This window comes from Candidatus Chloroploca sp. Khr17, from assembly GCF_004138165.1.
Classification (GTDB): domain Bacteria; phylum Chloroflexota; class Chloroflexia; order Chloroflexales; family Chloroflexaceae; genus Chloroploca.
Map to the genome: position 1 here is coordinate 182,269 of NZ_RYFF01000002.1, position 26,392 is coordinate 208,660.

At 56.0% G+C, this 26,392-nt stretch carries 26 protein-coding genes; 11 read left to right on the plus strand and 15 right to left on the minus strand.

Annotation, left to right across the window (positions count from 1 at the left end; genetic code table 11):
• The first annotated feature begins 1 nt into the window (after position 1).
• Genes EKD05_RS02220 through EKD05_RS02230 form a run of 3 tightly spaced genes read left to right on the plus strand, consistent with a single transcriptional unit; the run spans position 2 to position 1,478 of the window.
• The gene (locus EKD05_RS02220) at positions 2-805 is read left to right on the plus strand and encodes a dolichyl-phosphate beta-glucosyltransferase (RefSeq protein WP_129670747.1); all 804 of its coding nucleotides are present in this window, start codon (positions 2-4) and stop codon (positions 803-805) included.
• On the plus strand, positions 802-1,116 hold the full coding sequence (gene yhbY, locus EKD05_RS02225) for a ribosome assembly RNA-binding protein YhbY (RefSeq protein ID WP_240695584.1): 315 nt from the start codon (positions 802-804) through the stop codon (positions 1,114-1,116). Before EKD05_RS02220 ends, yhbY begins: the two co-directional genes overlap by 4 nt.
• On the plus strand, positions 1,113-1,478 hold the full coding sequence (locus EKD05_RS02230) for a hypothetical protein (RefSeq protein ID WP_129670678.1): 366 nt from the start codon (positions 1,113-1,115) through the stop codon (positions 1,476-1,478). The genes yhbY and EKD05_RS02230 overlap by 4 nt, the downstream gene beginning before the upstream one ends.
• A 103-nt stretch (positions 1,479-1,581) precedes the next feature.
• On the opposite strand, the gene EKD05_RS02235 is transcribed toward EKD05_RS02230, so the two are convergent.
• Positions 1,582-2,010: a hypothetical protein gene (locus tag EKD05_RS02235; RefSeq protein WP_129670679.1), complete on the minus strand. Its 429-nt coding sequence runs from the start codon at positions 2,008-2,010 to the stop codon at positions 1,582-1,584.
• Positions 2,011-2,182: 172 nt separating this feature from the next.
• On the opposite strand from EKD05_RS02235, the gene EKD05_RS02240 reads away from it, so the two are divergent.
• Positions 2,183-2,863, plus strand: a complete 681-nt coding sequence (locus tag EKD05_RS02240) for a metal-dependent transcriptional regulator (RefSeq protein WP_129670680.1) — start codon at positions 2,183-2,185, stop codon at positions 2,861-2,863.
• Here the strand turns inward: EKD05_RS02240 and EKD05_RS02245 are convergent, their stop codons facing one another.
• The 5 genes from EKD05_RS02245 to EKD05_RS02265 all read right to left on the minus strand — a co-directional run bounded on the left by EKD05_RS02245 (position 2,864) and on the right by EKD05_RS02265 (position 9,708).
• Positions 2,864-4,624, minus strand: coding sequence for a M61 family metallopeptidase (locus tag EKD05_RS02245; protein WP_129670681.1), 1,761 nt, complete (start codon positions 4,622-4,624; stop codon positions 2,864-2,866).
• Positions 4,625-4,629: 5 nt separating this feature from the next.
• A complete protein-coding gene (locus EKD05_RS02250) occupies positions 4,630-5,691 on the minus strand; it encodes a dipeptidase (RefSeq protein ID WP_129670682.1) in 1,062 nt (353 codons plus the stop codon).
• A gap of 5 nt (positions 5,692-5,696) precedes the next feature.
• Positions 5,697-7,535, minus strand: a complete 1,839-nt coding sequence (locus EKD05_RS02255) for a hypothetical protein (RefSeq protein WP_129670683.1) — start codon at positions 7,533-7,535, stop codon at positions 5,697-5,699.
• Between the two features lie 72 nt (positions 7,536-7,607).
• Complete coding sequence (gene pyk, locus EKD05_RS02260; RefSeq protein WP_129670684.1) at positions 7,608-9,035, minus strand: pyruvate kinase; 1,428 nt, start codon at positions 9,033-9,035, stop codon at positions 7,608-7,610.
• Positions 9,036-9,054: 19 nt separating this feature from the next.
• A complete protein-coding gene (locus EKD05_RS02265; RefSeq protein WP_129670685.1) occupies positions 9,055-9,708 on the minus strand; it encodes a ComEA family DNA-binding protein in 654 nt (217 codons plus the stop codon).
• Between the two features lie 375 nt (positions 9,709-10,083).
• Between EKD05_RS02265 and EKD05_RS02270 the strand changes: the two genes are divergently transcribed.
• Positions 10,084-10,500: a hypothetical protein gene (locus EKD05_RS02270; protein ID WP_129670686.1), complete on the plus strand. Its 417-nt coding sequence runs from the start codon at positions 10,084-10,086 to the stop codon at positions 10,498-10,500.
• Here the strand turns inward: EKD05_RS02270 and truB are convergent.
• From truB to nusA, 8 genes are all read right to left on the minus strand, one after another.
• Positions 10,497-11,384, minus strand: a complete 888-nt coding sequence (gene truB, locus EKD05_RS02275; protein WP_129670749.1) for a tRNA pseudouridine(55) synthase TruB — start codon at positions 11,382-11,384, stop codon at positions 10,497-10,499. The genes EKD05_RS02270 and truB overlap by 4 nt on opposite strands.
• An 8-nt stretch (positions 11,385-11,392) precedes the next feature.
• Positions 11,393-12,391, minus strand: coding sequence for a bifunctional oligoribonuclease/PAP phosphatase NrnA (locus EKD05_RS02280; RefSeq protein WP_129670687.1), 999 nt, complete (start codon positions 12,389-12,391; stop codon positions 11,393-11,395).
• Positions 12,391-12,981, minus strand: coding sequence for a class I SAM-dependent methyltransferase (locus EKD05_RS02285; protein ID WP_240695586.1), 591 nt, complete (start codon positions 12,979-12,981; stop codon positions 12,391-12,393). Before EKD05_RS02285 ends, EKD05_RS02280 begins: the two co-directional genes overlap by 1 nt.
• Entirely contained in the window at positions 12,968-13,369 is a 402-nt protein-coding gene (gene rbfA, locus EKD05_RS02290) for a 30S ribosome-binding factor RbfA (RefSeq protein ID WP_129670688.1), read from the minus strand. Before rbfA ends, EKD05_RS02285 begins: the two co-directional genes overlap by 14 nt.
• Before the next feature lie 66 nt (positions 13,370-13,435).
• A complete protein-coding gene (gene infB / locus EKD05_RS02295; protein ID WP_240695594.1) occupies positions 13,436-15,184 on the minus strand; it encodes a translation initiation factor IF-2 in 1,749 nt (582 codons plus the stop codon).
• Positions 15,184-15,816 carry a hypothetical protein gene (locus EKD05_RS26620; RefSeq protein WP_240695587.1) on the minus strand — a complete coding sequence of 211 codons (633 nt, stop codon included), beginning with the start codon at positions 15,814-15,816 and terminating at the stop codon, positions 15,184-15,186. The genes infB and EKD05_RS26620 overlap by 1 nt, the downstream gene beginning before the upstream one ends.
• A 129-nt stretch (positions 15,817-15,945) precedes the next feature.
• On the minus strand, positions 15,946-16,251 hold the full coding sequence (gene rnpM, locus EKD05_RS02300) for an RNase P modulator RnpM (RefSeq protein ID WP_129670689.1): 306 nt from the start codon (positions 16,249-16,251) through the stop codon (positions 15,946-15,948).
• A gap of 18 nt (positions 16,252-16,269) precedes the next feature.
• Positions 16,270-17,592 carry a transcription termination factor NusA gene (gene nusA, locus EKD05_RS02305; protein WP_129670690.1) on the minus strand — a complete coding sequence of 441 codons (1,323 nt, stop codon included), beginning with the start codon at positions 17,590-17,592 and terminating at the stop codon, positions 16,270-16,272.
• Between the two features lie 426 nt (positions 17,593-18,018).
• Here nusA and EKD05_RS25625 point away from each other — a divergent pair, with 426 nt between their 5' ends.
• From EKD05_RS25625 to EKD05_RS02320, 4 genes are all read left to right on the plus strand, one after another.
• The gene (locus EKD05_RS25625; RefSeq protein WP_165360545.1) at positions 18,019-18,159 is read left to right on the plus strand and encodes a hypothetical protein; all 141 of its coding nucleotides are present in this window, start codon (positions 18,019-18,021) and stop codon (positions 18,157-18,159) included.
• Positions 18,160-18,443: 284 nt separating this feature from the next.
• Complete coding sequence (locus EKD05_RS02310) at positions 18,444-20,864, plus strand: hypothetical protein (protein WP_129670691.1); 2,421 nt, start codon at positions 18,444-18,446, stop codon at positions 20,862-20,864.
• Positions 20,861-21,820, plus strand: coding sequence for an ABC transporter ATP-binding protein (locus EKD05_RS02315; protein WP_129670692.1), 960 nt, complete (start codon positions 20,861-20,863; stop codon positions 21,818-21,820). The genes EKD05_RS02310 and EKD05_RS02315 overlap by 4 nt, the downstream gene beginning before the upstream one ends.
• Before the next feature lie 256 nt (positions 21,821-22,076).
• Positions 22,077-23,129, plus strand: a complete 1,053-nt coding sequence (locus EKD05_RS02320; RefSeq protein WP_129670693.1) for an ABC transporter permease — start codon at positions 22,077-22,079, stop codon at positions 23,127-23,129.
• A gap of 68 nt (positions 23,130-23,197) precedes the next feature.
• On the opposite strand, the gene lexA is transcribed toward EKD05_RS02320, so the two are convergent.
• On the minus strand, positions 23,198-23,857 hold the full coding sequence (lexA, locus tag EKD05_RS02325; RefSeq protein ID WP_129670694.1) for a transcriptional repressor LexA: 660 nt from the start codon (positions 23,855-23,857) through the stop codon (positions 23,198-23,200).
• 180 nt (positions 23,858-24,037) lie between these two features.
• Between lexA and EKD05_RS02330 the strand changes: the two genes are divergently transcribed.
• Both EKD05_RS02330 and EKD05_RS02335 read left to right on the plus strand, forming a co-directional pair.
• A complete protein-coding gene (locus tag EKD05_RS02330; RefSeq protein ID WP_129670695.1) occupies positions 24,038-24,970 on the plus strand; it encodes an ROK family protein in 933 nt (310 codons plus the stop codon).
• A 9-nt stretch (positions 24,971-24,979) separates the two neighbouring features.
• A complete protein-coding gene (locus tag EKD05_RS02335; protein WP_129670696.1) occupies positions 24,980-26,392 on the plus strand; it encodes a hypothetical protein in 1,413 nt (470 codons plus the stop codon).

A 26,392-nucleotide genomic window follows, 5' to 3' on the forward strand; every position in this document is an offset into this window, starting at 1 on the left:
GATGCCCTGGCTTTCGATTGTGATTCCGGCCTATAATGAGGCAGGACGTTTGCCGCAAACCTTGACCATGATCCAGCGCTATCTGGCGACCCAGTCGTTTACGAGTGAAGTGCTGGTTGTTGACGATGGAAGCTCTGATGCAACGGCCGATCTTGCTGCCGCGATGCCGGGTGTAGCGGTCTTACGGCTCGATCATCGTGGCAAGGGGTTTGCTGTACGTGCCGGTGCGCTTGCTGCACGCGGTCACTATATTCTCGTGTCTGATGCCGATCTCGCGGTGCCGGTTGAAGAGTGGGCGCGCCTCGAACAGATGCTGCAGCATGGCTATGAAGTTGTCATTGGCTCACGTGAGGGTATCGGCGCGACGCGTGATGGTGAACCCTGGTATCGCCATGTGATGGGGCGTGTCTTCAATGGCTTGATTGCCTTGATCGCCCTGCGTGGGATTAATGACACGCAGTGTGGCTTCAAAGCCATGCCTCGTCACGTGGCCCATGATCTGTTCCGGCGGGTGCGTATTTATGGCGATGGTGCGCCGGTGCTTCAGGGGGCCGCTGTGACTGCGTATGATGTTGAATTGCTCTTTCTCGCCCGGAAAATGGGCTATCGCATCGCCGAAGTTCCCGTGCGCTGGCACTATGGCACCGAGACAAAAGTCAATCCTCTCCGTGATTCGTGGCGTAATTTGCGTGATGTGGTGACGGTTCGGCTTAATGATCTGCGTGGGCGCTATCGTGCTGCCCCAACGACGCTTGACTCTTCCGAAGAGGGTTGGCGTGATACGGTTCCTCCAAAAAACTCATGACACAACTGACAAATGCCCAACGCGCCTTTCTGCGCAAAATGGCACATCCACTCAAGCCCACGGTGATGCTTGGCAAGCAAGGGTTGACGGAACAACTGCTCGCCAAGCTTGACCAGGAGTTGAATGCGCACGAGTTGATCAAGGTGCGTTTGATCGATGGCAAAGACCAAAAACAAGAACTTGCCGAGACGATAGTGGCCGCAAGCGAAGCTACTCTGATCAGCATGGTTGGCTATGTGCTGGTGCTCTATCGTGAGCAGGTTGACCCCGAGCGGCGTACGCTTATCTTGCCCGCAGGAGGAGACGGGTGAGCCTTGATGCGCTTGTGATGCGCTGCTGGTTCTTCTGCTGGGGGATGGTGGCGCTTGTGCTGGCCCGCAAGAGTCTGGTGCCTGCACGTATTATCGGGGTTGACTGTGCGTACCTGTGCGGCGGTAACCCTTCGCTCGTGCATGTTCGCTGGATCTATAGCGAAGGCTTGCGCCCGCGTAGTGTCATCGTTGACCTGGTATACCCCGGAGATCGTGTCAGTGCCACGGTGGGCTATGGCATATGCGCGGCGGTGCTTCCGGTGGCTACCCCGCTTGAAGGCACCTGCGAGGTATCTTTGAGCGCGACCTATCGCAGCGTTGGGCCTGCGTATACCCTGATAACCCGTGTCAGCATGATTTGACGCAAAGCCGCAGAGGCGCAAAGCTGCGTATGCAGATCCATCAAACCTTGGGGCCTCTGCGGCTTTGCGTCAAATACCCCGACGTATGTGCAAGGTGTTGTGCCTAAGCGGAGGACGCCTGGTGGAGCGCAGCGATCTGAGCACGAACTTGCCGCGCAAGCCGTTCGAGTTCCCGGTTGACGACATATTGCCATTCTTCGGCCTCTTTGTCATCGAGGGCACCCCCGCCGTAACGTAACTCCATCGCCAGAGGCCAGCCTTTGCGGGCGGCAAATTGCTCAAGTTCTTGCTGGCGACTCGGCAACCAGCGGCGTTTGATAAATGCACGAAATGCACGCTCCATACGGTGTGAGCCATCGGGGTTGAGTGATGGCAGGGCGAAAAACGGTTCGGCATCACGTGGATCGGGATCGGTCGCCTTGCTAAAATAGAGGGCTTGATGGGGAATAGAGTAGCGCCATTCGCCATCACCGTCATAGTGGGACGGATTATTCGCAATGGCACCAGTGAGCATACGGTCAGTAATTGTCATAGTAGCCATCCTCAACAATACGACAATGCCTCTACGGGGTGCATGATCGCGCTGCTTCTGCCAGGATAGCATGCTCTGGCGTTGCTGGCAATGTCGGCTTACTGGCGTTTGGGCGAGCTTTATGCTACATTGTACGTGCATGTCTGGCCTTGCGGGAAAGGAGCGGAAAGGAATGGCTGAACAGGAAGATCACACCCGTATTACTCCCGCAGTGGAAGACTATCTGAAGGCTATTTATCATCTGCAACAGCATCAGCCAGTGGTTACGACGTCGTTGCTTGGTGAAGAGCGTGGCTCTCGCCCCGGTTCGGTGACGGGCATGATCAAGAAACTGGCCGAGATGAACCTGGTGCAGCATACTCCTTATCAGGGGGTGCAGTTGACCCCGGCTGGTGAGCGGATTGCGCTTGAGGTGATTCGACATCACCGTCTGCTTGAACTCTATCTGGTGGAAGCCCTGGGCTATAGCTGGGACGAGGTACATGAAGAGGCTGAAAAGCTTGAGCATCACATCAGCGAGAAGCTTGAGGCGCGGATTGCTGCTCACCTTGGTCATCCCACCTTCGATCCACACGGTGATCCCATTCCAAGCCTCGAAGGCACGTTGCCGACGAGTCTCGATCTTCGTCTCGCTGATATGAAGGTTGAGGAGTGCGCCCGCGTGATCCGTATGCGCGATCAGAGCGCCGAGCGCCTGCGTTATCTTGCCGACCTGGGCTTGATGCCCGGTGCATTGGTTGAGATTACCGCAAGTGCCCCCTTCGACGGACCAATTACGGTACGCCTCGGGGAGGTGGTCTATGCTCTTGATCGCCGTATGGCTCGTACAATCGAAGTTGAACGTGTCGAATGATCAGGCCCTCAGTCCAAGCCAGTCGCGGTAGGCTTGCTGTTGCTCAGCACTTTGCGCTTTTATTGGCACGAGTTCGAGCCCGTCGGGTGGGGCCTCGGCCAGGGTGAGCGGTATGTCGATGAGTTGCTCACCACGGAAAAGGGTGAACCGGACGACCTGACCTGGCTGATGTTCGGCGAGCCGGGCGTTTAGTTTTGTTTCGTTGATCCGCCAACCGTTGATCGCTAGTAGTTCATCGTCGGGGTAGATCCCGGCTGCATACCCTGGGCCATCGCTGTGTACGGTTGCCACGATCGTGCGTTGTCCTTCAGACCGTAGCGCTAAGCCTGTCCAGGCGCGTAAGCCATGACGCTTCCACACTAGCATTAGGCCGACCACCGCTAGCGCCGCATGATAGTCGAGCTCGGTTGTGCCAGCAATAGCGTTGGCAAAAAATTCGCGGAAGCGCCCATCGCATCCTCCCGCCACCTCTTCGACCGCAGCAAGGATCGCTCCATCCTCGGGCATCCCCGTCCCATTGAGGGGATATCGAGCAAAGAGCAGCCGCATAACATCATCAAATGAAGCCTGTCCGTGGGTTACCTCACGGATCGCAAGATCGAGCAAGAGGCAGATGAGGCTCCCCTTCAGGTAGTACGAAATACCAGAATTGGCGCTGTTTTCGTCAGGCCGGTAGAGCTTGATCCAGGCATCGAAGCTACTTGCTTCGAGGCTCTGCACATGGCGCCCCGGCTGGCTCTGGAGACTGAGGATGGCTTCGCTGAGGCGCGCAAGGTAGCGTTCAGGTTTCATCAGGCCAGCACGAACTAGCAGCAGGAGGTCATAGTAGCTTGTTGCGCCTTCAACAAACCAGAGCAGGCGCGTATAATTTTCGATCTGATAATCAAATGGGCCGAGTGCGGCAGGGCGCAGGCGCTTCGCATTCCAGACGTGAAACAACTCGTGGCTGGTCAGCGCAAGGTAGCGCTCGTAGCTGCGTTCTGGTTGAAACGTCCATCGATCAACCTGATTGCTCACACTATTGCGGTGTTCGAGTCCACCCCCGCGCCCGTCGGTCAGGTGAAGGATAAACGTATAGCTGCTGTAGGGCAGTTGCCCAAAAAAATCACGCTGAATTTCGACAATACGGCGGGTATCTGCGATCAGGCGGGCCTCTTGTTCGTTGCCCTGACCCCAGAGTGCAATCTGATGCGGAATGCCGTCTACGTCAAACGTCAAGAGACGGTGGGTGCCACACTCAATGGGACAATCAATTAATTCGTCGTAGTCGTTTGCCGTATAGAGATTGATTTTGGGGCGAGGATCAGGCATCAGGGCGTCACCAACTAGGGGGCGTAGCCCTGTCGTGACGAGCCAACCACTAGGGACATCAATTAATACCCGCACATGTTCGCTGGTGCGCTCGGGGACATACATAAAGACGGTCGCCCCATTGATGTACCCGTGGCTCGTATCGAGATGACTGGTGCGCACGGTGAGCTCATGCGCATATACCTGATAGCGGGCAATGACTTTTGAGGAAGCTTCGGTCGCAATGCGCCAGGTTGATTTGGTTACTTTCTGCCAGGTGAGAGGCTGACCATGATCAGTAGACGCCGAAAAAGACTGGACATGGCGGGCATACTCACGGATCATATATGACCCGGGTGTCCAGACTGGTAATTTCAGATCTACATAATCATCGGTTAGATTGTCGACTTCGACTGATATATGAAACAGATGCGTATGAGGCGCGGGCATCGCAATGGTATAGGTCAACATAGGCATCACTCCGGGAGCGCCTGTGCCAGCATCCGCAGCCAGTTATCACCCATGATCAACTGAATATCGGCATCGGCAAAACCCGCACGATTGAGGGCTTCGGCGACACGTGGGAGATCAGCGATGGTGTCAATTTCACGGGGGATCTGCTGACGGCCCAGTCCTCCATCGAGATCGGTTCCAAGGCCTGTATGGCGGGCATTGCCGGCGAGTTGACACACATGGTCAATATGGCGCACGACGAGATCAAGCCCATAGTTTTCTTTCGGCGCACCGCGCTGGTAGTCACGGGCAAGAAAGCCATTGAAAAAGACCGTCCCAATCACGGCACCGTGGGTGATCAACTCTTTGATCATCGCATCGCTGAGGTGACGGTCGGCGTTGAACTGAGGGGCGAGCGAGCGACAGTTGCTGTGTGATGCGATGACCGGGCCATCCCAGCGATCCATTGCCTGCCAGAAACTCTCCTCGGCCATATGGCTCACATCCAGCACCATCTGGTTGCGGGCGAGTTCAGGCAAGAGCGCCCGTCCGAGGGGGGTAAGCGGGCCTGGCTGCTTTGTCCCACCGCAATAGCGCGTGGCCTGCCAAGCCGGACCGACGAGACGCACACCCTGTTCTGCCCACCAGACACTCTCGGCGGGTTCAGTGATCGGATCGGCATTCTCCATCAACAGCACCAACCCCAGTGGACTGGAGGCCTGCTTCCAGGTGGCTTGATGGTGGGCGAGATCGGCCCTCGTACGTATAATACGCACCAGGTCACGTGCTTCGAGTTCTTGATAATACGTGAGTTGGGCCCGGGCAAGCGCGTGGGCCTCGGCAGGTGTCGCATAACTTGCTTCTTGGGCGAGGTCAGTCGCAAGCGCTGAGGCAGGCAGCGTAAAGAGCGTGGCAAAGACCAGCCCGACCCCACCTGTCCGTAATTCTGGCAACGCAACCGTTGCCTCCCCCTGAGTTTGTGAAGGCGGCTGTTCGTGGGTACGGATCGCCGCAACACCCGCCAGAAGATCACGCTCAAAAGATAGCGCGTTATAGGCGAGATCGAGATGACCATCAACCAGCATATTGTTCACTCGATATAAGGAAAAAAGAGCTTGGTAACCAGCACTTCGCTTCCTGGCGAGTCATCTGGAATGCGTTCATAGAGGGCAATGACCTTTGCCGCCTGGTCACGTCGTCGCCAGAGTGCCTCAGCGAAACGGGTATCAAAGATGACGCCGCGTTCTTTGAGAAAGGCATACAATTGCTTGATCGCGGTGCAAAGCTCACGTACCTGTCGTTCTGAGGTATGCGCACTCGATTGAGGATAGTAGAAAAAGAGATACTCATCCAGGGTGGCATAATCGCCTTCGGCGAGCGTACGTCCATAGAAAGTAGCCAGAAACTCGGCATATACATAGAGCGCCCGGCTGCGCACGCGCGCTGTGGTATCGCGCTTGCCCATCTCTCGCAGGTAGTCATAGAATTGGCCAATCAGATCGCCGCTCTGATCGAGGGCCGCAAGCGTTGTCTGATCTTCAAACTCATCATCTGGATCGTCATAGAGATCCGATTCTTCGTCATCGGCTTCATCATCATCCCAGGCCTCATGCCAATCCTCATCATCATCAAACGCGGTAACGGCGTGATCGACATAATCTACGGGTGTGATGTGATCGATGCGCGGAAAGAGCTCGGGTGCTTGTACGAGCAGCCTATTGAGGTGGCTTGCCACAATAACCTCGGCCTCTTCTGGGCGTGCCTCGCGGAGTCGTTCAACGTCACGCGGTGGGAGGATGGCAAAGAGCCGTTCCTGGATTTCTTCGAAAGTATAGGTGTGCGTATCGACCAGGCGGGCTGGATCTGGCTCATACTCTTCGCCCAGCCAGGGATCGTCCAGTTCCCACATGCCGTCATACAGCACATCTTCGAACCCCCCAAGGAGGCCATGTTGCCCTGGTTCGGTGTGTTCGAAACGTCCGAAATGGGCCGAAGCGCGCTGGATTTGCCCACTCCAAAGTCCCGCTTCAGCATCGTGTTGACGTGCGTAGCGTAATTCTTTCTGAAGTGCGTCAATTTCGGCGAGTAAGGCGGCATCAAATGCGTGCAGTGCCTGTTCGCTTTGGGGAGGGGCTTCAAAGACCTCATCATGCCCAAAGAGCGACAATACGGGCAAATGCTGAGTTGTTAGAAAGATATCATCGACCAGTTGGAGGCGTCTGTCATTCAGCACAAGATACTGCCACGGCGTACCAGGATACGTTGTACGCCACGAGGCCGTCGCAAAAATGGGTAGTACGATCTCATCACAAGGTACGAGCGCCACCTGTGAGCGTCGTACGCGTTCAACGATGGCATCAATTAATTCAGCATCCTGGGCCTTCACTGCGTCATTGCGCAAGGCTGTATAGGGTTCATGCTCAAGGCTCAGGGTAACTGGTTGCGCCTTGACCACAGTGACAATGATGCTATCACCAGGGCCGAAACCGGTTCGCTCATACCACGCACGGAGATCAACGGCAGGCAAAGAGGGATGGCGAAATTCCTCTTGTTCAATCCCAAGCAATGGAAGCAACTTGCCATCCGCATCTTGAACCAGGCAATCATACGTCCGCAGACCGGCAAATGGTTGCAGATGCACAACTGGCAGTAATCCATCGATTAGATCACAGTCGCGAGGTTGACAACGAAACGTCAGATCCTGTAAGGCAATACGGAGCGGGATCAACTGGGTACGGCTAAGCCGTACCCATCCCAACGTCAAGCCATCCCAGCGCAGGCGATCACGAATGGTTGCATATGGATTCTTGGCACTACTCGGACGTCGAGCTAGTACTTGATCAAGCAGGGTGCGTTCGTCCACAGAACCCTGGTGCTCTTCAGCGAGGAGACGTAGAATGCTCGCAATTGTAGGCTCGTGGTAGGTCATAAACCGACTCCATACGTGTGATCACCCCCACGGTTACAGGGTAGCATCAGGTGGTGGGGGTGTCAAGCCGTTTTACTGTAACACCAGCACCTTCAGAAAATTGGTTGGCCCAAAGCGGTAGATTGGATGGCCGCCGGTCAAAATCAAAACATCACCGCGTTGCACCATTCCGCGCTCGTAGAGTTCTTGCTGGATCCGTTGTTCCAGTTCATCGAGGCGATCCGCCGCCTGAATAAACAGGGGCGTGACGCCCCAGTAGAGGGCTGTCCGCCGTGCGGTCTCATCACCAGGGCAAATCGCGATAATTGGCACGTGCGGGCGATAGTGTGAGACTAGGCGTGCGCTGGAGCCTGTCTGGGTCAGGACGGCAATACCGCGCACAGGCTGATCGCGCGCAATCGTGCATGCGGCATCGGCAATGGCGCGTGGGATCGAAGGCGCCTGCGCAATGGCCCAGCGTGGAATGGCAATGTCACTTCCCTGATAGGCGTCGCTCCCCTCGATCGAGTCGGCGATCAGCGCCATCATCTGAACAGCTTCGATTGGATAGGCCCCTGCCGCGGTTTCACCACTGAGCATCACTGCATCCGAGCCGTCAAGAATCGCATTCGCAATATCGCTGGCCTCGGCGCGGGTGGGACGTGGATTGGTAATCATTGACTCAAGCATCTGGGTCGCCGTAATGACGGGAATCAAGGCCCGATTGGCTGCATCAATGATCTGTTTCTGCACCAGGGGAACCCGTTCAGGTGGCATCTCAACACCAAGGTCGCCCCGTGCAACCATCACGCCATCGGCGACGCTCAAGATAGCTGGTAGGACATCGAGGGCTTCAGGACGCTCGATTTTCGCAATGACGGGCGTGGTTTTGCCTGCCTGCTGAATGATCTCTTTGATCTTGACTATATCAGCAGCGTGACGTACAAAAGAGAGGGCGACATAATCAACTCCGTGAGCAAGCCCAAACTGGAGGTCGTCCAGATCCTTGGCGGTTGCGGTAGGCGCACTGACTCGAACATTGGGCAGATTGATGCCCTGTTTCTCTTTGAGGCGTCCACCATGCACAACTCGTGTAATGACCTCGGTGGTACTGTGATCGACGACAATCAGTTCGATCAAGCCATCTGAGAGCAAGATGCGATCCCGTGGACGAACATCCTGAGGCATGAGTTCATACGTGGTTGATACACGTGCCGCATTGCCTTCAATGAACTCGGTGGTAAGGGTGAAGGACTGACCTGCAACAAGTTCCACGGGGCGACCGCCTTCAAGCTTGCCGGTACGGATCTTGGGCCCCTGAAGATCTTGCAAAATCGCGATATGCTTCCCGGTTTGGGCTGCGGCCTGACGTACCATCGCAATGTGGGCGGCGTGTTCTTCGTGGGTTCCGTGTGAGAAGTTGAGCCGTGCAACATTCATCCCGGCGCGGATAAGCCCCGTAATTCGTTCGGGGGTACTGCTTGATGGCCCCAGTGTCGCGACAATTTTTGTCCGCCGCATTGACTCTCCTAATCCTCAATTAGCGTCCCACTGTGACGAGTGGTTCAAGTTGCCCAAAGAGTTTGTCGCCAATCCCAGGCACATCACGCAGTTGTTCAACGGCGGTATATGGTCCCTGCTCTGTTCGGCGTCCTACGATACGTTGAGCCAGAACGGGTCCAACGCCAGACAACGTTTCGAGTTCGGCAGATGTGGCTTGATTCAGGTCAATCAGTTGTGTTCCTCCTGCCGTATGCATTGTCTCACCTGGATCTGCACGCGAAGCCTGCCCATCCTGTTGATAGGGCACGTGAATATGCTCTGCATCGAGGATGGGTTGGGCCAGATTGATCGCTTCGGTAGCCGCATCGGGTGTAAAGCCACCAGCGGCCATCACCACATCTTTGATCCGTGCCTCGGCAGGAAGGCGGTAAACATCAGGCCTGAGCACGGCTCCTGAAATATAGATCACGAGTTCGGCAGGCTCAGTTGTTTCCAATGCTTCAATCGGTGCATCAAGCGGGACAACATCAGCGAAGAGATCGGATGGTTCACCCAAGCCAGATGTGAACCCTACCGGTTGTGGTTGTGACCAGTGACTGATAAAGCCTACTCCTGCCACAATGATTCCCAGCGCAAAGCAGACTACTGCTGCAATCAGGCGTGGTTGACGTAACCAAAATTCACGATCCATACGGTATTCTTCCAGTTTCAGTCGTCATTCTTTCAACGAGTCAACCTTGTGTCTGAGTTCAGGCGTGGGTTAGACTCACCTATCTATACCGTTTGTGACTGGAAAATGGTGCGTGCGTGGCTTTATTATACCAAACCACTCGGTGGTTGTTGTTCGGGATCCTGCAACCCATGCACATTACGTTGAGGGCCTCCGCTCTAAAAACCCATGGTGCTTCTGGGAGCCGTATCGCCAAACCTCGCTGCTGCACTCGGCAAACTGCCAGCTACCCTGGCAGTTTGCCGAGTGCAGCAAGGATCCGTGGGGCCGCAGGCCCTTGTCAGAAATGGTACAATGAGTATAGTGCTAGTAGCTACCACAGATTATGGAACAATCATGCATAAACCAGACCAACCAGATCCTGATATGCAGCCATCAGACCAACCAGATCCCACGCATGGGTCTGAGTTACCGACTCATCAGATCGATCTTGATGCCAGCCTGATTGGGGAGATGCTTGCCTCGTATAATCTCCTTGGGGTTGCCTATGGCGATGCTGATGCTCAGACCATCGCTGAAGATCGTTTTGCCGGTTATAACTTCCGGGTTGATCTTATGCACGAGCCGCCACAGTGGTTGTTGGTGGTCAAAGTTCAGCCGCTCCTTGACGCAGGGGTTTTGCTTCGCTTGCCTGATCGGATGCTGCGGGGTATGTTTGACCATGAGGGTGTCATCGTCTTTCGCGATCTACCCGTTGAGGGCTTGAAAGAGCACGTTGAACTTACGGTTGAGTTCGAGGCGGGCTACAACTAGTCTGGGTCTGGACGAAAGACTTTGAGCGGTTGCCATACGTTGTGCTCAGCTTCCTGCCGCTTCAGCAGGGCCAACAAGCTCTGATCAGAGCAATGAGCACGTAGATAGATGCCAGTCACGGGCGGCAAGGTGACTGGCATGCCATGAGCGATCCGTTGGGCCTGTTCATCTTCTACGATGATGACTGTCCAGTCGGCAATCGCTGTCTCTGGGGGCAGCAAGGCATCGGTCAGCAGAGCGGGGTTGTCGCGCAACTTGCTCAGCGGCAGGGCGTTGGCCAGGGTGAAATGACCGACAAACGTTCGCTCGAGGTTTGCGAGATGTGCGCCACACCCAAGGGTCGCCCCAAGATCGCGGGCAAGCGCACGAATATAGGTGCCCTTGCCGCATGTCACCTCCAGACTGAGGGTGTCTTCACGCGAGCGATGCCAGGCCAGGTGATGAATCATCACTGGACGTGGCGGCAAGGTTACCGTTTCACCCGCTCGTGCCAGATCATAGAGGCGCCGTCCCTGATGATGAAGCGCCGAATAGTGTGGCGGTACTTGCATAATCGCCCCGCGAAGGGGAGCGACTGCGGCCTCGATTTGTGCATCGGTGAGAGGTGGCACGGGTTGCTGGCTAAGTATTTCGCCCTCAGCATCGTCGGTGGTTGTCGTTATCCCCAGACGCACCAGCCCGCGATAGCCCTTGCGTGCGTCACTCAGGTACTCGATCAGCCGAGTTGCCTGCCCGAGGGCGATCGGCAATACACCTGTTGCTGCTGGATCGAGCGTACCTGCGTGGCCCACCTTGATGCCTCGGCCAACCATCCGGCGGACGCTAGCGACAACATCATGGGAGGTCATGCCTGCTGGCTTATTCAGATTCAAAAAGCCATGCATTGGAATGTTCACTCTGCATGCTCAAGGGTTGCCCGTAGCAGGGGTAACACTGTGGCCTGAGCCTCTTCAAGCTTCATTGGCAAGGTGGCCCCGGCAGCCTGTTTGTGTCCACCTCCACCCCAGATACGGGCAATGGCGGCTACATCAATGCCTGGTATCGAACGAAGACTGAGCTTGACTGTGCCATCAAAGCGTTCTTTGAAGAGGGCCGCAATCTGCATGCCCTCGACGCGTTGCAACTGCCTAATCGCATCGTCAGGGGCCTCGTCACCTGCCCGCGTGCTTGCCATCTGCTGTTGCGTCACCGTTGTCCAGATCAACCCGCCTTCACGTTGCATGGCACTGAGCGTCAGGGCACTGAGGCGCACGACACTTTCGGGGACGCTAAAGTAGATCGCCGAGATGACGGTGCGTTGATCGGCACCTGCTTCGAGCATATCTGCCGCAATGCGCAGTGAACGCGGTGACGTACTACTCGTCTGGAAACTCTGCGTATCAGTGGTCAGGCCGAGCAGCATACTGGTGGCAGCGGCTGGTCGGATGGGCAATTCCATCGCCTGGAGCAACTGGAAGAGCAATTCGGCAGTTGAAGCTGCGGAAGGATCGATCAAATTCACGACCCCGCCGCCGTCATTGGTGACATGGTGATCGGTGATGATCAATGGTCGTGCAGAAAGGGCAGTTTCGTGTTCGTCAAACACCGCCCCAACCCGACTCAGCGCTGCGGTATCGAGCATCCAGATCAAATCGACTTCGGGAAAGGCGCTGCCCCGCTGATAGATCTTCACCTCATCGATCCCTGCGAGGCACCTGGTATAGCCGGGGATCGCCGATGACGCCAGGGCCGTCACCTGTTTACCGACATCGCGCAGCGCGTGAAAAGCACCGAGCATCGAACCAATCGCATCGCCATCGGGATTGACGTGCGTGAGCAAGAGAATATGCTGCGCCTGATCGATCTGGGCGCGAAAAGCTGGCGCGGCATGGGTAGGGTCAGAATAGATCATTATCGTGATAGTGAAGGATAGATGCGATAAACAGTATAACCAGAGCGCTTTTTCATCTCTTTCAGTCGCAACTGATGGCGTGGTCCTAGCCGAGGGATCAGGTGATTCAAGCCGCTCACCACCACAAACCAGTAGACACCAGTGGGAGCAAGGAGGGTCAGCGGTTTGAGGACAAACTCTTCTTCAATGGCCGCATCGCCGATCTTCGCGGGAATGTTCGAGACGATCAGATCGTAGGGGCCAGGTGGCACCTGTTCGAGCCCAACACTTCCGATCGCGGTCGCATTGGTCACGGCATTGAGGGTCAGATTATGACGGGCATAGCGCACCGCGAGCAGATCCTTATCGGCCATCACCACCTCGGCATCGGGGAAGCGCCGGGCCAGGGCAATCCCGATCACCCCACAACCACAGCCCAGATCGAGCATCCGAGTTGGCGAGTTAGGCAGATCAATCGTACGCAGCAGCAAATCGGTGCCATCGTCAACCTGAAACGACGAAAAGAGCGTATGGCCCACATCAAACGCAAAAGGCTGATTGTGGAGGGTATAGGTAATGCGCTTTTTATAATAAGCGTCAGGCCCGTCCATGATCCTCGGGTTCATCATCAAGTTTTGGCGGATTAGCCTTGCGTTCAGCTTCTACTTCATGGAGGACTTCTTCGATGCGCATGCTATAGGCAAGCGATGTATCGTGTACCAGACGTAATTCAGGCACAAAGCGCATATGGCTCATCTCTTCGGCGACGCGCTTGCGCAGAAAGCCACGTGCACGTTGCAAGCCTTCCATGGTTGCGGCTTGCTCATCGGGCTCGCCCATCACCGAGACACGCACAGTGGCGCGCTGCAGATCGGCGCTTACCTCGACACCCGTAACCGTGACAAAACCGACGCGTGGGTCTTTCAACTCGTACTGGATCACCTCACCGAGGATCTGTTGCATCGTATCGGCGACCTGTTGTAAGCGTTGTTTGGACATACATGTTCCGACTTGTCGTGCAGTCTGGAGTGGTTTTTACCACTCCAGACCTCATCACGAACGGATCTAGAGCGTTGCCTCGACCCGTTCCTCGCGATAGAACTCCATATTATCGCCGACCTGAACATCGCCGAAGCCATCAACAATCAAGCCGCACTCATAGCCTGAGGTCACCTCACGGACATCGTCCTTAAAGCGCTTGAGGCTACTAATGCGCCCATCGTGGATGACCGCGCCATTGCGTAGGACGCGCACCTTCTGGCCTGTACGCGTAATCTTGCCATCAGTCACATAGAGGCCAGCGACGACCTCACGCGAGGGCAAGCGGAAGGTATTGCGCACATCAGCGAAGCCTTCGACAACCTCCTTAAAGGTTGGCGCAAGCATACCCACCATCGCCTTTTTGATATCATCGGTCAATTGATAGATGATATTGTAGAACCGAATATCAATGCCTTGATGTTCGGCTGCCCGGCGGGCAGCGGGGTCAGGGCGGACATTAAAACCAATAATGATTGCCTGCGACGCCATCGCGAGATTCACATCGCCCTCACTGATGGCACCGGTAGCGCGATGGATTACCCTGATCTGCACCTCATCTTGCGACTCACTGAGTTGCTTGAACTGGTGCTCGATCGCCCCGAGCGAGCCTTGCACATCAGCTTTCAAGATCACATTCAGATCTTTGACCTGTCCCTGTTGCACTTTGCTGAAGAGATCCTCGAGAGTCGTACCTCGTGTTGATGCAATAGCCTCCATCCGGGTCTGGCGGGTGCGTTGGAGGGCCACCTCGCGGGCGATGCTGAGGTCATCAATGACCTGGAGAATATCGCCGGCCTGGGGTACGCCTTCAAGTCCAAGGATTTCCACAGGGGTGGAAGGCTCAGCGTGACGAAGGCGTTTGCCACTATCACTAAACATCGACTTGATCTTGCCCGAGACCCCGCCGACGAGCACATTATCTTCGGGGCGGAGCGTGCCATTCTGGATCAAGACCGTTGCGACTGATCCTCGATTCTTGTCGAGTTCGGCTTCAATAATTGTCCCGACAGCAGGTGCATCAGGATTCGCTTTAAACTCTTCGATATCGGCCACGAGCAAAATCATCTCGAGGAGACCCTCGAGATTCAAGCGAGCCTTAGCTGAGACTTCTACCGAGGGCACCTCACCGCCATAGGCCTCAACCACCACATCGTGAGCAGCGAGTTGTTGTTTGATACGATCGACATTTGCGGTTGGCAGATCAATCTTATTAATCGCGACAATCATCGGCACGCCGGCTGCTTTCACGTGACTAATAGCTTCAAGCGTCTGGGGCATCACACCATCATCGGCTGCGACGACCAGGACAACAATATCGGTGGCTTGGGCTCCACGTGCGCGCATAGCGGTAAAGGCTTCGTGGCCGGGCGTATCGAGAAACGTGATCTTGCGATGATTGACCTCGATCTGATACGCACCGATATGCTGGGTGATGCCGCCGGCTTCACCTTCGGCAACGCGGGCGGAGCGGATCGCATCAAGCAATTTTGTCTTGCCGTGATCGACGTGGCCCATAATGGTTACCACTGGTGGCCGTGGACGAAGTTCGCCTGGGGCCTGGGCATTGAGCACATCTTTGACATTATCCACAATGCCAATTAGTTGTTCAGGCACTTTCTCGGTGGTTTCGATGGCGAAGTCTGCCGCGATCAACGCAGCGGTCTCATAATCAATTTGCTGATTAATGGTTGCCAGCACCCCACCCTTCATCAACGCCTTCAGGATTTCAGATGCTCCGATCCCGGTGGCCTCAGAAAGCTCACGTACTGTCATCACACTGGGCAATTCAACGGGGCCGCGCGGGCGCACTGGCACGGCAGGTCCCGGACGTCCCCCAGACCCGGGGCGTCCAGACGGGCGGCCACGACCACCGCCGAAACTACCCTCACGGTCATCACTGCCAGGGCGATTGCCACCCGGTCGACCACTGCGGCTCCCGCCACTGCCGCTTCCTGGGCGACTATTGCGATTTGCATTTCCCCCGGGGCCACGATTACTGCCGCCGCCGGGGCCGCCGGGGCCACCGGGGCCACGATTACTGCCGCCGCCGGGGCCGCCGGGGCCGCGATTACTGCCGCCGCTGGGGCCGCCGGGGCCGCGGCTACTACCACCACCGGGGCCGCCGGGGCCGCGATTACTGCCGCCGCCGGGGCCGCCAGGGCCGCGGCTACTACCACCACCGGGGCCGCCAGGACCGCGGCTACTGCCGCCACCGGGGCCACGCCCCCCAGAGCCACCAGGCCCCCCAGAGCCACCAGGCCCCCCAGAGCCACGGTTACTCGGGCCACCGGAACCACGTCCACCGGAGTCACCGGGGCCACGCCCTCCGCCACTACCAGATCCGCGGTTGCCACCACCTGATCCACCCGAGTCACGACTGCCAGTAGCAGAAAGATCGGCATCACGGGAAGAGACGCCTGTAGTAGTTTTCATTTCTTGTTATCCTTTCACTTCCCTGAGCCGTTGAGGTGGCCGAATACCACCCTGACCGACCAATGGAGTTAATCTTTGTCTGTACTTACATTATCAGCGATTCATATCTTCGTTGTTTCTAGATCGCGCACATATGCCAGTAACAGAGCACTCACGTCAGGTTCAATACTTGCCACGCGCAGGGCTCGTTCGAGGTGATGCCGCTTGAGGGCAACCTCCCAGCAGGTTATCTCAGGGCAGAGATAGGCCCCACGTCCATTGAGGCGACCCGTCGGATCAACCACTACCCGGCCCTCAGCATTACGCACCACGCGAATAAGACCTTGTTTTGCGTCGGTACGCCGACATGCAACGCAGGTACGTTGAGGGACGGGCCTAGTTTTACGTAATCCTGACGGATGTGCCATCTTCACCTCACGAGCAAGCTATTCTTCTTCTTCGTTGTCACCCTCACCTTCAATCAGGATATAGGATGCGATCAAGCGATCACGGTCATAGATATACAACTTCTGTGATGTTGCGCGAAGTTGTATCGTCTCACCGACCAGTTCATTGCCGAGCGGGCCATAGCGATGGTTTTGATACATCACGGTACCATCAGGCCTCACCTTGCGATGTTCAACCCGAGCGTGTGAAAGTTCAGCCTCAGTTTGCATCTGTTCAGCCTCGGCAAAGCCGCGCGCTTCTGAGGATGCCCGTTCTTCTTCCAAGAGGGCGGTTGCGCTCTTGATATCAATGCGCCAGCCGGTTAATTTTGCGGCGAGGCGAACATTTTGGCCCTCTTTGCCAATTGCCAGGGAGAGTTGCTTATCGGGGACGATCACGAGGGCTGCGTGTTCATCTTCATTCAGATGAACCTCAACCACCTGAGCTGGTGAAAGGGCATTAGCGATGAAATCTTTGGGATCAACTGACCATTGCACCACATCAATTTTTTCGCCGTTCAGCTCATTGACAATATTCTGAATACGGATACCCCGCATTCCAACGCACGAGCCTACGGGATCAATCCCCTCTTGACGGGCGGCCACGGCCACCTTGGTGCGTAAACCTGGCTCACGGGCGATTGACTTAATCTCCACCGTGCCATTATAAATCTCAGGCACTTCCATCTCAAAGAGGCGCATGATCAACTGTTTGTGCGTACGTGAAGCAATCAGACGAGGGCCACGATCCTCACGTCGGATCTCCATCAAATAGACTTTCAGGCGTTGACCGTGATAATAGCGGTCGTTATCCACCTGCTCTTTGGGTGGGAGGATGGCCTCGGCTTTGCCCATTTCGAGGATCACATTGCCTTTGGCCATACGTTGAACTGTCGCAGTGATCAGTTCACCCTCACGATCCATATATTCGCCATAAATATACTCACGCTCAACCTCTTTGATCCCCTGGAGCACAACCTGTTTTGCCGTTTGTGCGGCGATGCGCCCGAAGTCATGCGGCGTACTCTCAACCATAATCGTTTCGCCGAGTTGTGCATCCGCCTTGACTTTCTGGGCATCGGCGATATCTATTTCAAAGCGCTCATCGAGCACATCATCAACAACCTGTTTTTCGGCATAGACCACTGCCGCCCCGGATTGTGGGTCAAGGCGAACAGTGACCTCCATAGGGGGTAGATTTGTTCCCAGGGTGCGCTTATAGGCGGTGATGAGGGCTTTTTCCATCACGTCTAAAATTGCCTCTTTGGGAATGCCCCGCTCTGCCGCAATCTGTGAAATCGCTGTATAAAAGTCGCTCTTCATTGGTTTACTTCTCGCCTACAATTAAGAAAAGTGGGGGCTACCCACTTTTCCACAACCTCACAACTCAGGCCGCAATGCTAATAGATTGGTAGGCGCAACCAGTTCTGGTTGGGCGATACCTTTGCCTGGACGCAAACTCAGCGATACTTCATCGCAGTGTTCCTGAACGGGCTAATGCGGCGTGACCGAACGGTTTTCGCAAAATAATATGCACAGCAAGGCAGCAAGATGCTGCGCACACAACCGTGTCGCGGTGACAGTATAACATCTCTAGATCGCTTTGGCAAACCTGAGGTCTGGCAAAATTGTGAGTAAAAACTCACAATTTTGGTATGGACGTGGTGCCTAATCTTAGGTATACTTAGAATATAGACAACCACGTCGCCTGGCGACGATGGTAGTGTCATAGTCGAAAGGATTGCTGCTATGGCTCTTTTCTTCATGCTGGTTGTGATGGCCGCCGTCCTGGCGCTGGTCTTCGTTGCCTCCTTCGTGTCTTTGCAGCGTGAGCCTGTGCTGCTTCCGATTGAGCGTTCATCTCGTCATGTACGACGTCGCGATATGTAGGTCGATCCTGGCAAGGTACGATGAGGTTTGACGAATACCGTCAACCTTTGAGCGTGCCTTGCCAGTTTCTTTCTTCAGGCCACCTTCGGCTGGTTGCCCCGTCTGCCTTTGCGACTGTTTGCCTCGTTTGCATGTGATTCTCTGCGTTGTAGCGCTTGCTATCACGCTTTTTTCAGTTTGCTCCTGGCTGTTCAGTATTATACTGTGGGCGGTAGTGGTTCTAAGGTCACTCCCGCCTTGTTGCGTTGGCACCGGTAGATTTGCTTGTCTGAAGGCACGCATCTATGAAGTCGCGCTCACTGCACTGGTTGCCTGTGCTGCTCGCATTGGTGGTGCTCATTGCACCGATGCCAGCGCTTGGTGCTGCTCAAGCCGAGATGTTGTCGTTGCACGCCAGGCCGTTGTTTGGCGATGTCTTTCGCACGGCGACGTGGTTCCCTGTGGTTGTTGAGGTCGAAAATCGTGGTGCCGATCGCACGGTGCAAGTGCAGGTTGGTACGCGTGACGGGGCACAGTATGCAGCATTGCTTGAGTTGCCTCGTGATGCACGCAAAGCGGTGACGCTCTATGCATATATGACTCCTTCGTCACGGCGTCTTTTTGTGCGCGTGCTGGAAGACGGGCGCGAACTGGCAACCCAGCCCCTGCAGTTGATGCCAGCGAATGCACGGGCACATGTGATCGGTGTTGTTTCTGATCGTGATCGTTCGCTGCGCTTGCCCGAGCACTTACCTGATGGTCAACCTCTGCTGGTTATGCCGGTCATATCTGCCGATCTCCCTTCCCATCCCCTTGGCCTAACGATGTTTCATACGCTCCTCCTCGATGAGATCACGGCTACCGAGTTGCGCGACGACCAGCAGATGGCTTTGCATGAATGGGTGATGCGGGGTGGACGTCTGATGATTGGTGGAGGCGATCAGCTTCCGGGTTTGCTTGCCAGCCTCTCCGCTTCGCTTCGTGCAGCGCACGTCGTTGAGGTGCGGCCGCTGTCGGCGGTGACACTGGTGGGTGCTTCAGGGGTTGCCGTTGCGGATGTGCCGTTTGCGCGGCTTGAGCCGGTTGCCGATCAAGCGGGTCGCTTGTCCTATCGCTTGCCACTCACATTGCCAGGCATTGATGATCCCATTGCTCTAGAACAGACGCTGGGGCAGGGTTTGCTCACTGTCCTTGCCGTGCCGCCCGGCCACCCGACCTTGCTCGCCTGGGATGGGTGGAGCTTCTTCTGGGGTGAGTTGTTGCGCTCGGCAAGTCCACTTCCTCCGGGTTTTGTACCGGAACAGACGAGCATGGATAGTTTTCTCGAGAGCAATATGGCGGCGAGTCTGACCAGCTTGCCTGCCCTCGAGTTTCCTCCGCTTGGTTTGTTGATGGTGCTGGTTGCGACTTATATTCTGCTGGTTGGGCCGGGTACCTTTCTGCTACTGCGCCACCTCGACCGTCAAGCGCTCGGCTGGATCGTGGTGCCGCTGCTTACCCTGGTCTTTGCAGGCTTGACCTATGGCGTTGGGTTCTCGCAGCGGGGCAATGCGGTACTTTTCAATCAAGTGACCCTGATTGAACCTGTCGCAGGGAGTGGGGGTGTTGCGCGCGCCCGTTCGTTTCTGGGGATTTTTTCGCCCCGGCGTGAGCAGTACACCCTCCCTGTCCAGACAGTTGTCTCGTCGCGTTTCCGACCGTTGATGCGCCCGATTTCGATCCAGGGTCCCTGGGATCTGGCCGTGCCGGGCGGCGGGATCTACTATCAAGATGATCGTTTTAGCGCCGTACGGGATCTGGCGATTGCGCAGTGGTCGATGCGCGCCTTGATGACCGATACGTCGATTCCGCTGGAAGGGTTGCAGTCACGGGTGATGTTGCATGGTGAGCGTCTTGAAGGCGAAGTGACGAATAATACCCCGCTGATCCTGCGCGAGGTGCATCTGATGCAGGGCAATCAGGTCTTGCGCCTTGGCGATCTGGCTCCTGGTGCGACAGCGAGCGGCGTCTTGCAGGTGGTGCAACAGGATCAGATGTTTGGCGCGGGGTTTGTGCCGGTTAGCTATCTTATCTATGGGGAGGAATTGGAGCAGCAGGGCCTCCCCGGTGGTCAACCACTTAGCCCCGATCTCCAACAGCGGGTACGGATTCTTGATGCACGGTTTAGTTATGGGCCAGGACAGCATCAGAGCGAGCCGCTGCTGGTGGCCTGGGCTGATACGGCTGCGGTGCGTTTTGGTGACGAGCAATTGCGCGTGGATCGCCAGGAACTGGCCTTGATTACGGTAGTTCCGCGCTTAGAAGTCAGTGTCACCGAGGTAAACCTGAGCGAGCAATGGATGCAGGTTCAGTTTGAGCCGAGTGCGACGAATTTTTGCTATGGCGGCCAGGGCAATGGCCTCGCGCTAATGCCGCAGCCGCAAGTCTTGCAGCTGCGGCTGCCGCGTGATCTGTATGGGTTGCGTGCAACGGTGTTGACGTTGTTGACCAGCAGTGATGGGGGTTGGCCTGACGGCACCAACGTAGCCCTCTATGATTGGGTGACGGGCAATTGGGTTGCCCAGCCGGTTGGTTCGAGTATGCGTGATCGCTCTTTTGGTGTGGCCCAACCTGAGCGCTTTTTAAGCAGCAATGGGATGGTACGTGTGCAGGTGAGCAATGAATTGCCCCAGGTCGCTTTTAGTTGTGTTTACCTTGGAGTCAGTGTCAGAGGAGCCTTGCCGTGAACCCTGCGATTGAGACGATCAATTTGAGCCGCCGTTATGGGCGTATGATCGCGCTTGACCAGCTCAATTTACGGGTCGAGCGTGGCAGTATTTATGGCTTTATCGGGCCGAATGGGGCGGGTAAAACGACGACCTTGCGCTTGCTTGCCGGTCTTCTTGAGCCGTCGAGTGGAGAAATCCGGCTTTCAGGACAACGGTTAGTACCAGGAAGTGGTCAGCGTCTCGTCGGGTATATGCCTGATTTTTTTGGCGTCTATGATGATCTGCGTGTCTGGGAGTATCTCGATTTTTTTGCCCGTTGTTATGGTATTCCCTCGGATCGTCGTAGCCGTACGGTTGATGAGTTGTTGAGTCTGGTTGATCTCAGCAGCAAACGCACGGCGTATGTGCAGACGCTCTCGCGGGGGATGCAGCAGCGGCTGTGCCTGGCGCATGCGCTGGTGCATAATCCACCGGTTCTGTTGCTTGATGAGCCAGCCAGTGGCCTTGATCCGCGGGCACGCGTCGAACTGCGTGAGTTGTTGCGTACCTTGCGTGAAATGGACAAAACCGTGGTGCTGAGTTCGCATATTCTCAGCGAACTGGCCGAAATCTGTACCGAAATTGGCATCATCGAAAGTGGCAAAATGGTGATCAGTGGGCCTGTTGACGAAGTTCGTCGCCAGTTGCAAGGTGGTGCGCAGTTGCGGATCCGCGTGCTGCACAGTGTTGAACAGGCCGAAATTGTTTTGCGCGGACTCGTCGGCACGGCAAGTGAAACGTTGCCACATGTGCGGAATGTGCGGCTTGCGCCAACCGAGGAACGAACCCTGATCATCGAACTTGACGAAGCTGATGAGACGTTGCAGACGCGCCTGCTGCACTATTTGATTGGTCAGGGCCTGGCGATCAGTGAATTCCGTGCTCAGGCCGAGAATCTGGAAGAACTCTTTTTACGTCTGACTGCGGGTGAGTAGCTGGTGCATGCCATGTTCTGATGATTTAACGCAAAGACATGGTTTCAGGGTGTTGTACCGTTTACGTTCATCGGAGTGCCGACATCAGTCGGCTTCCATTTCAGCCGACTGATGGTTTTTCAGTACATAATCCGGTATGCGTGACACGGGCGAACCCTCACAGGTCTCGCAGACCTGTGAGGGCTGGTCGAGCGGATTCATTTCTGGAAGACCATACGTCGGCACTTCGAGGCGAGGGTAAAGAGGTGAGGCGCGGATGCGAGCATGGCATGTTCAACTGAACCCGATCATTGTCAAAGAGGTGCGCACCCGGATGCGGGGCATGCGTCCGTATCTGATCTTGACGGGATTTCTGGTGTTGCTGGCGCTGACCGGGTTGGGCATCTATCAACTGATGTTGCAGCAAGCGCGTTTTGGGGGGACAGTGCTGAGTGCGCAGGTTGGACAAGCGCTCTTCCGTGGGCTCAGTTTTGTGGAATTGCTCTTGATTATTATGTTGGCTCCGGCCTTGACGAGCGCGACGATCAGCAGTGAGCGGGAGCAACTTACCTACGATATGCTCATGGCTACCCCGCTGCGCCCGGGGCAACTCCTCTGGGGCAAGTTGCTTGCCGCCTTGAGTTACCTCTTTTTGCTCATTTTTGCTTCGCTTCCAGTCTTTAGCATTGTACTCGTCTTTGGCGGGGTGGAACCGCGGGCGTTGGTCAAGACGGTGGCGCTTTTGCTGGTAACGACGGTTACCTTTGGCGCGATCGGGCTCTTTTGTTCGAGCCTTTTTCGGCGTACGGCCCGGGCAACGACGGTTGCCTATCTGCTGGTCGTGCTCTTGATTGGTATTCCGCTGCTCATCGGTGCCGTGTGGGGCCAGTTCAGTAACCCACCGGGGCAACCACCGCCCCCAATGCTCTACTATCTAAACCCACTCAGTGCGCTCTTTGCGGTGACAACGATTGAGCCGGGGGTGATCGAAGGTGGCTTTGATCCAGGGATGATGCCGTTTATTGCTTTTGACTTTTCGACCGGGGGCTTGCCCTTTTTGCACCTCTTGAGCTCGGGGGTAATCTTTTACGGCCCGGCTGGCGTGGTCGTCATACCGATCTATCGGGCGACCCTGATTGGCTATAGCCTGATGACGGTGTTGCTCTGCTGGATGAGTGCGCACCTCGTCTTGCCGCATCGCCGCTGGCAACTGCGCTGGACTGATCTTGGTTTTGCTTTGCTGCTGATAGGGCTTGTGGTGATTGCGTATCTTACCTATGGATGGTGGTATCTTGTGCCGCCACCGTTGGTAATGGGGCCAGCGGGATGAAGAGGGATTTGAGGGAGGAAAGAAGGCCAGCTAAACTGGCCTTCCTTCCTCTCTCAAGCCGCTGTGGTCTATTCGACGCTACGGATCACACCGACCACGCGCCCCTGAATATGCAGATTATCAGGCGTCGTAAAGATCGGCTCCATCGTCACATTGGCTGGTTGCAAGCGGATACGTTCACCCTCGTGGTAGAACTTCTTGAGGGTGACCGCATTTTCGTCGACAAGGCGAGCGACGACGGTCTGCCCATTATCGGCGGTCTCTTGATAGCGCAAGAGCACGATATCGCCGTCGCCGATCAGCGCATCAACCATTGAATACCCACGTACCTTGAGGGCATAGACATCACGCAATTTGTCGGCTGAACCCAGTTCAGCGGGAACCTCGATTTGTTCAGCATCTTCGACATTGATCGCTTCAGGGTCGGGCAAGGGTGAACCGGCGGTAATCATCCCGAGCATTGGTACCGTAAAGCTGTGTGACGTTAGTGCAGTCTGATTAAGAACCATGCCTGGAATGCTGATGCCGCGGGAAATTTTGCCATCGCGGGAAATTTTGCCTTTCTCTTCCAGGATGCGCAGATTGTAGGCGACAACTGACGTTGAACTGATCCCGAGGTCATTCTGAATGTCACGAATTGCCGGCGGATAGTTGTTCTTTCTGACAAAGTCCTTGATGTAGTTCAGGATTTTCTCCTGGCGTACGGAAAGCCCATTTGAAGACCGCATATGCCCTGTCCTTTCTTCAGACCGCAGCCCAGACAGGGGGCCAACGGCAGTATGGATGCATTGTTCAATCGTCGACCTTAACACGATAGAACGTATGTAGGATGTATTATAGCAAGCAAACACTTGTGCTGTCAAGTGTTTTCTCCACAGAGAGTCAATCAGCGTGCTATAATCGAAGGTATGGACTACGTAATTGCAGTTGATATTGGGGGAACCCAACTCCGTGCTGCGCTTGTGACGCTCACGGGTGAGATTGTTGCGTCTGAGCGTACCGCGACGCTGGTGCATGAAGGTGCCGAGGCAGTTCTGGGGCGTGTCCTGAAGCTGATTGAACTGGTGCGGGCCGTGGTTCTGCCCAATGATCGGTTGTTGGGTCTGGGCATTGGTGCACCGGGCCCGCTTGATCCTGTCACCGGGATGATCTATTCGCCGCCGAACATGCCGGGGTGGGATGCCTTCCCGTTGCGTGATCGGGTTGCCGCAGCGACGGGCTTGTCTGTCACCCTTGGCAATGATGCCAATGTGGCTGCCCTGGGCGAGTGGCGGTTTGGACGTGGCCGAGGGCTACGCCACCTGGTTTATCTGACGGTGAGTACAGGGATAGGTGGCGGCATTATCGTTGATGGTCAATTGTTGCTTGGGCGCCTAGGGGCTGCTGGGGAACCAGGTTTTTTGATTGTGGATCAGGCGACCGGGGCGATCTGGGAAGATCTCGCTTCGGGGACAGCCCTTGGCCGTGAGGCGGCCCTGCAGATGCCCCACTATCCCGATAGTGCCCTGCACAAACTGGCGACACCGGCGACGGTCACGGCCGCCGAGGTCTCTCTGGCGGCGCAGCAAGGCGATCAGTTGGCCCGGCAGTTAATGCAGCGTGAAGCTCATCTGCTGGGCATGGGTTTTGCCTCGATGCTGCATCTCTTCAGTCCTGAAATTCTTTTGGTAGGGGGAAGCGTCATTCTGCACAATCCAGCCTTGCTGGAGACCGCTCGGGAAGTGGCGTATGCCAATGTACGGGTTCCACTCTATCGTGAGGTGCCCATTCTTGCGGCTTCCTTAGGCGATCAAGTCGGGTTGCTTGGTGCCGCTGCCCTTGCGTTGCAGTGCATAGAGTAGATAAACATTATGCAAACAGCTGATTCAGGTCTTGCCTTACGCCAGGCTGCTCAACAGCGGACGCTGAGCATTGCCTGGGCAAGCCTGCTCTTCTTTTTTGCCCTTTTTGTCGGATTGCTGACATGGGCAGGGTTGACCATACGGAATGTGTATCAAGAGGCAACGCTCACCGGTGAAGCGACGCTGATTGTGCGTGGTCCGGCTGAGTCGTTGAGTTGGCGCCCGGCGCAGCGTACGATCTATCAGGGTGCGCCTGATGGGTTGATGTTGGCTGAGGGCGACAGTGTGCGTACGACGGCGACGGCCGGTTATGGTCAGGTAGCGACGATCAAGCTTTTTGATGCGAGCCAGTTTGATCTGTGGACGGGAACTGAACTGACCCTTGAGACGATGGAGTTTAGTCGGTGGAGCCAGGATCATTTTCGCGTGGTGATGCGGCAGAATAGTGGCTACATCCGCTACGATCTGGCCGAAGCTCAGCCGTATGACCATGTCCAGTTCCAGGTTCATGTTGGCGATGCGGTGATCGAGTTGACGCCGGGGGGCAGTTACAGTGTCGAGTTGCGGCCCCCGGCACGCTCGGTGTTGCGGGTTGATCCCGGTCTTGCGCAGGAAGTTGACGTTGCGGTGCGCAGTGGTTCGGCCATGGTGATCGGGGTGGATGGCGAAGCGGTAAGCCTCGGTACTCGTGAACGAGTGACGATCGATGCGGCTGGTTACCCGGGGCTTGTGGTTCCGGCACGCTGGGATCTGGTACGGGACGGTGGTTTTAGCCAGTTTACCGAGGTGGAATACAATAATACCACGGTGACTGATCCAACACGACCACGTTCCGAGTACTGGCACGTCTATTCAGGGCCAGATCTGCCGCGTGAGAACCAGGGCTTCTTTCGGCTTGCGCAGACCTGTCGGCCCCCGATTGTCAATAACTTTTGTGCCCCCAACGAGCGACGGGTTGCCGCATGGTTTTATCGTGCGGGTGGGCAGACAAGTAGTTTCACCACCGGCATCAAGCAGGAACTGGGGACGCAGGGGCTGGGTGTGGACATCTCGGAGTTTCCCAGTTTGCGCCTATCGCTCTGGGTGCGGGTGCTCTATCAATCCTTGCCCGACACGGGTGATCGCGGCGTCGAATGCCCGGTGATGGTGCGGCTCATCGCGAAGCGGACGACCCCGGCTGATCCCGAAGAGCAGCGTGACTATTGTGTCTTTGTTGATGAAGATGCGGTTGCGCCGATGGTGCGTGAGCCAGGGGTGACGTATTATCCTGTGCCATTAGCCGAGTGGGCTTTGATCAGTTTTGATCTGCGTGAGCAAGATAAACTGCCCGATTTTCGTTATTTGCGGAGCATCCAGATCTTTGCGCAGGGCCATGACTATGATTCACGAGTTACCGAGGTTTCACTTGTTGGTGAGCAATAG

Excerpts from the sequence above, each read along its gene's own strand:
- EKD05_RS02220 (WP_129670747.1), top strand. The coding sequence starts at position 2 with ATGCCCTGGCTTTCGATTGTGATTCCGGCCTATAATGAGGCAGGACGT.
- yhbY (WP_240695584.1), top strand. The coding sequence starts at position 802 with ATGACACAACTGACAAATGCCCAACGCGCCTTTCTGCGCAAAATGGCA.
- EKD05_RS02235 (WP_129670679.1), bottom strand. The coding sequence starts at position 2,010 with ATGACAATTACTGACCGTATGCTCACTGGTGCCATTGCGAATAATCCG.
- EKD05_RS02240 (WP_129670680.1), top strand. The coding sequence starts at position 2,183 with ATGGCTGAACAGGAAGATCACACCCGTATTACTCCCGCAGTGGAAGAC.
- EKD05_RS02245 (WP_129670681.1), bottom strand. The coding sequence starts at position 4,624 with ATGTTGACCTATACCATTGCGATGCCCGCGCCTCATACGCATCTGTTT.
- EKD05_RS02250 (WP_129670682.1), bottom strand. The coding sequence starts at position 5,691 with ATGCTGGTTGATGGTCATCTCGATCTCGCCTATAACGCGCTATCTTTT.
- EKD05_RS02255 (WP_129670683.1), bottom strand. The coding sequence starts at position 7,535 with ATGACCTACCACGAGCCTACAATTGCGAGCATTCTACGTCTCCTCGCT.
- pyk (WP_129670684.1), bottom strand. The coding sequence starts at position 9,035 with ATGCGGCGGACAAAAATTGTCGCGACACTGGGGCCATCAAGCAGTACC.
- EKD05_RS02265 (WP_129670685.1), bottom strand. The coding sequence starts at position 9,708 with ATGGATCGTGAATTTTGGTTACGTCAACCACGCCTGATTGCAGCAGTA.
- EKD05_RS02270 (WP_129670686.1), top strand. The coding sequence starts at position 10,084 with ATGCATAAACCAGACCAACCAGATCCTGATATGCAGCCATCAGACCAA.
- truB (WP_129670749.1), bottom strand. The coding sequence starts at position 11,384 with ATGCATGGCTTTTTGAATCTGAATAAGCCAGCAGGCATGACCTCCCAT.
- EKD05_RS02280 (WP_129670687.1), bottom strand. The coding sequence starts at position 12,391 with ATGATCTATTCTGACCCTACCCATGCCGCGCCAGCTTTTCGCGCCCAG.
- EKD05_RS02285 (WP_240695586.1), bottom strand. The coding sequence starts at position 12,981 with ATGGACGGGCCTGACGCTTATTATAAAAAGCGCATTACCTATACCCTC.
- rbfA (WP_129670688.1), bottom strand. The coding sequence starts at position 13,369 with ATGTCCAAACAACGCTTACAACAGGTCGCCGATACGATGCAACAGATC.
- infB (WP_240695594.1), bottom strand. The coding sequence starts at position 15,184 with ATGACAGTACGTGAGCTTTCTGAGGCCACCGGGATCGGAGCATCTGAA.
- rnpM (WP_129670689.1), bottom strand. The coding sequence starts at position 16,251 with ATGGCACATCCGTCAGGATTACGTAAAACTAGGCCCGTCCCTCAACGT.
- nusA (WP_129670690.1), bottom strand. The coding sequence starts at position 17,592 with ATGAAGAGCGACTTTTATACAGCGATTTCACAGATTGCGGCAGAGCGG.
- EKD05_RS25625 (WP_165360545.1), top strand. The coding sequence starts at position 18,019 with ATGGCTCTTTTCTTCATGCTGGTTGTGATGGCCGCCGTCCTGGCGCTG.
- EKD05_RS02310 (WP_129670691.1), top strand. The coding sequence starts at position 18,444 with ATGAAGTCGCGCTCACTGCACTGGTTGCCTGTGCTGCTCGCATTGGTG.
- EKD05_RS02320 (WP_129670693.1), top strand. The coding sequence starts at position 22,077 with ATGCGAGCATGGCATGTTCAACTGAACCCGATCATTGTCAAAGAGGTG.
- lexA (WP_129670694.1), bottom strand. The coding sequence starts at position 23,857 with ATGCGGTCTTCAAATGGGCTTTCCGTACGCCAGGAGAAAATCCTGAAC.
- EKD05_RS02330 (WP_129670695.1), top strand. The coding sequence starts at position 24,038 with ATGGACTACGTAATTGCAGTTGATATTGGGGGAACCCAACTCCGTGCT.
- EKD05_RS02335 (WP_129670696.1), top strand. The coding sequence starts at position 24,980 with ATGCAAACAGCTGATTCAGGTCTTGCCTTACGCCAGGCTGCTCAACAG.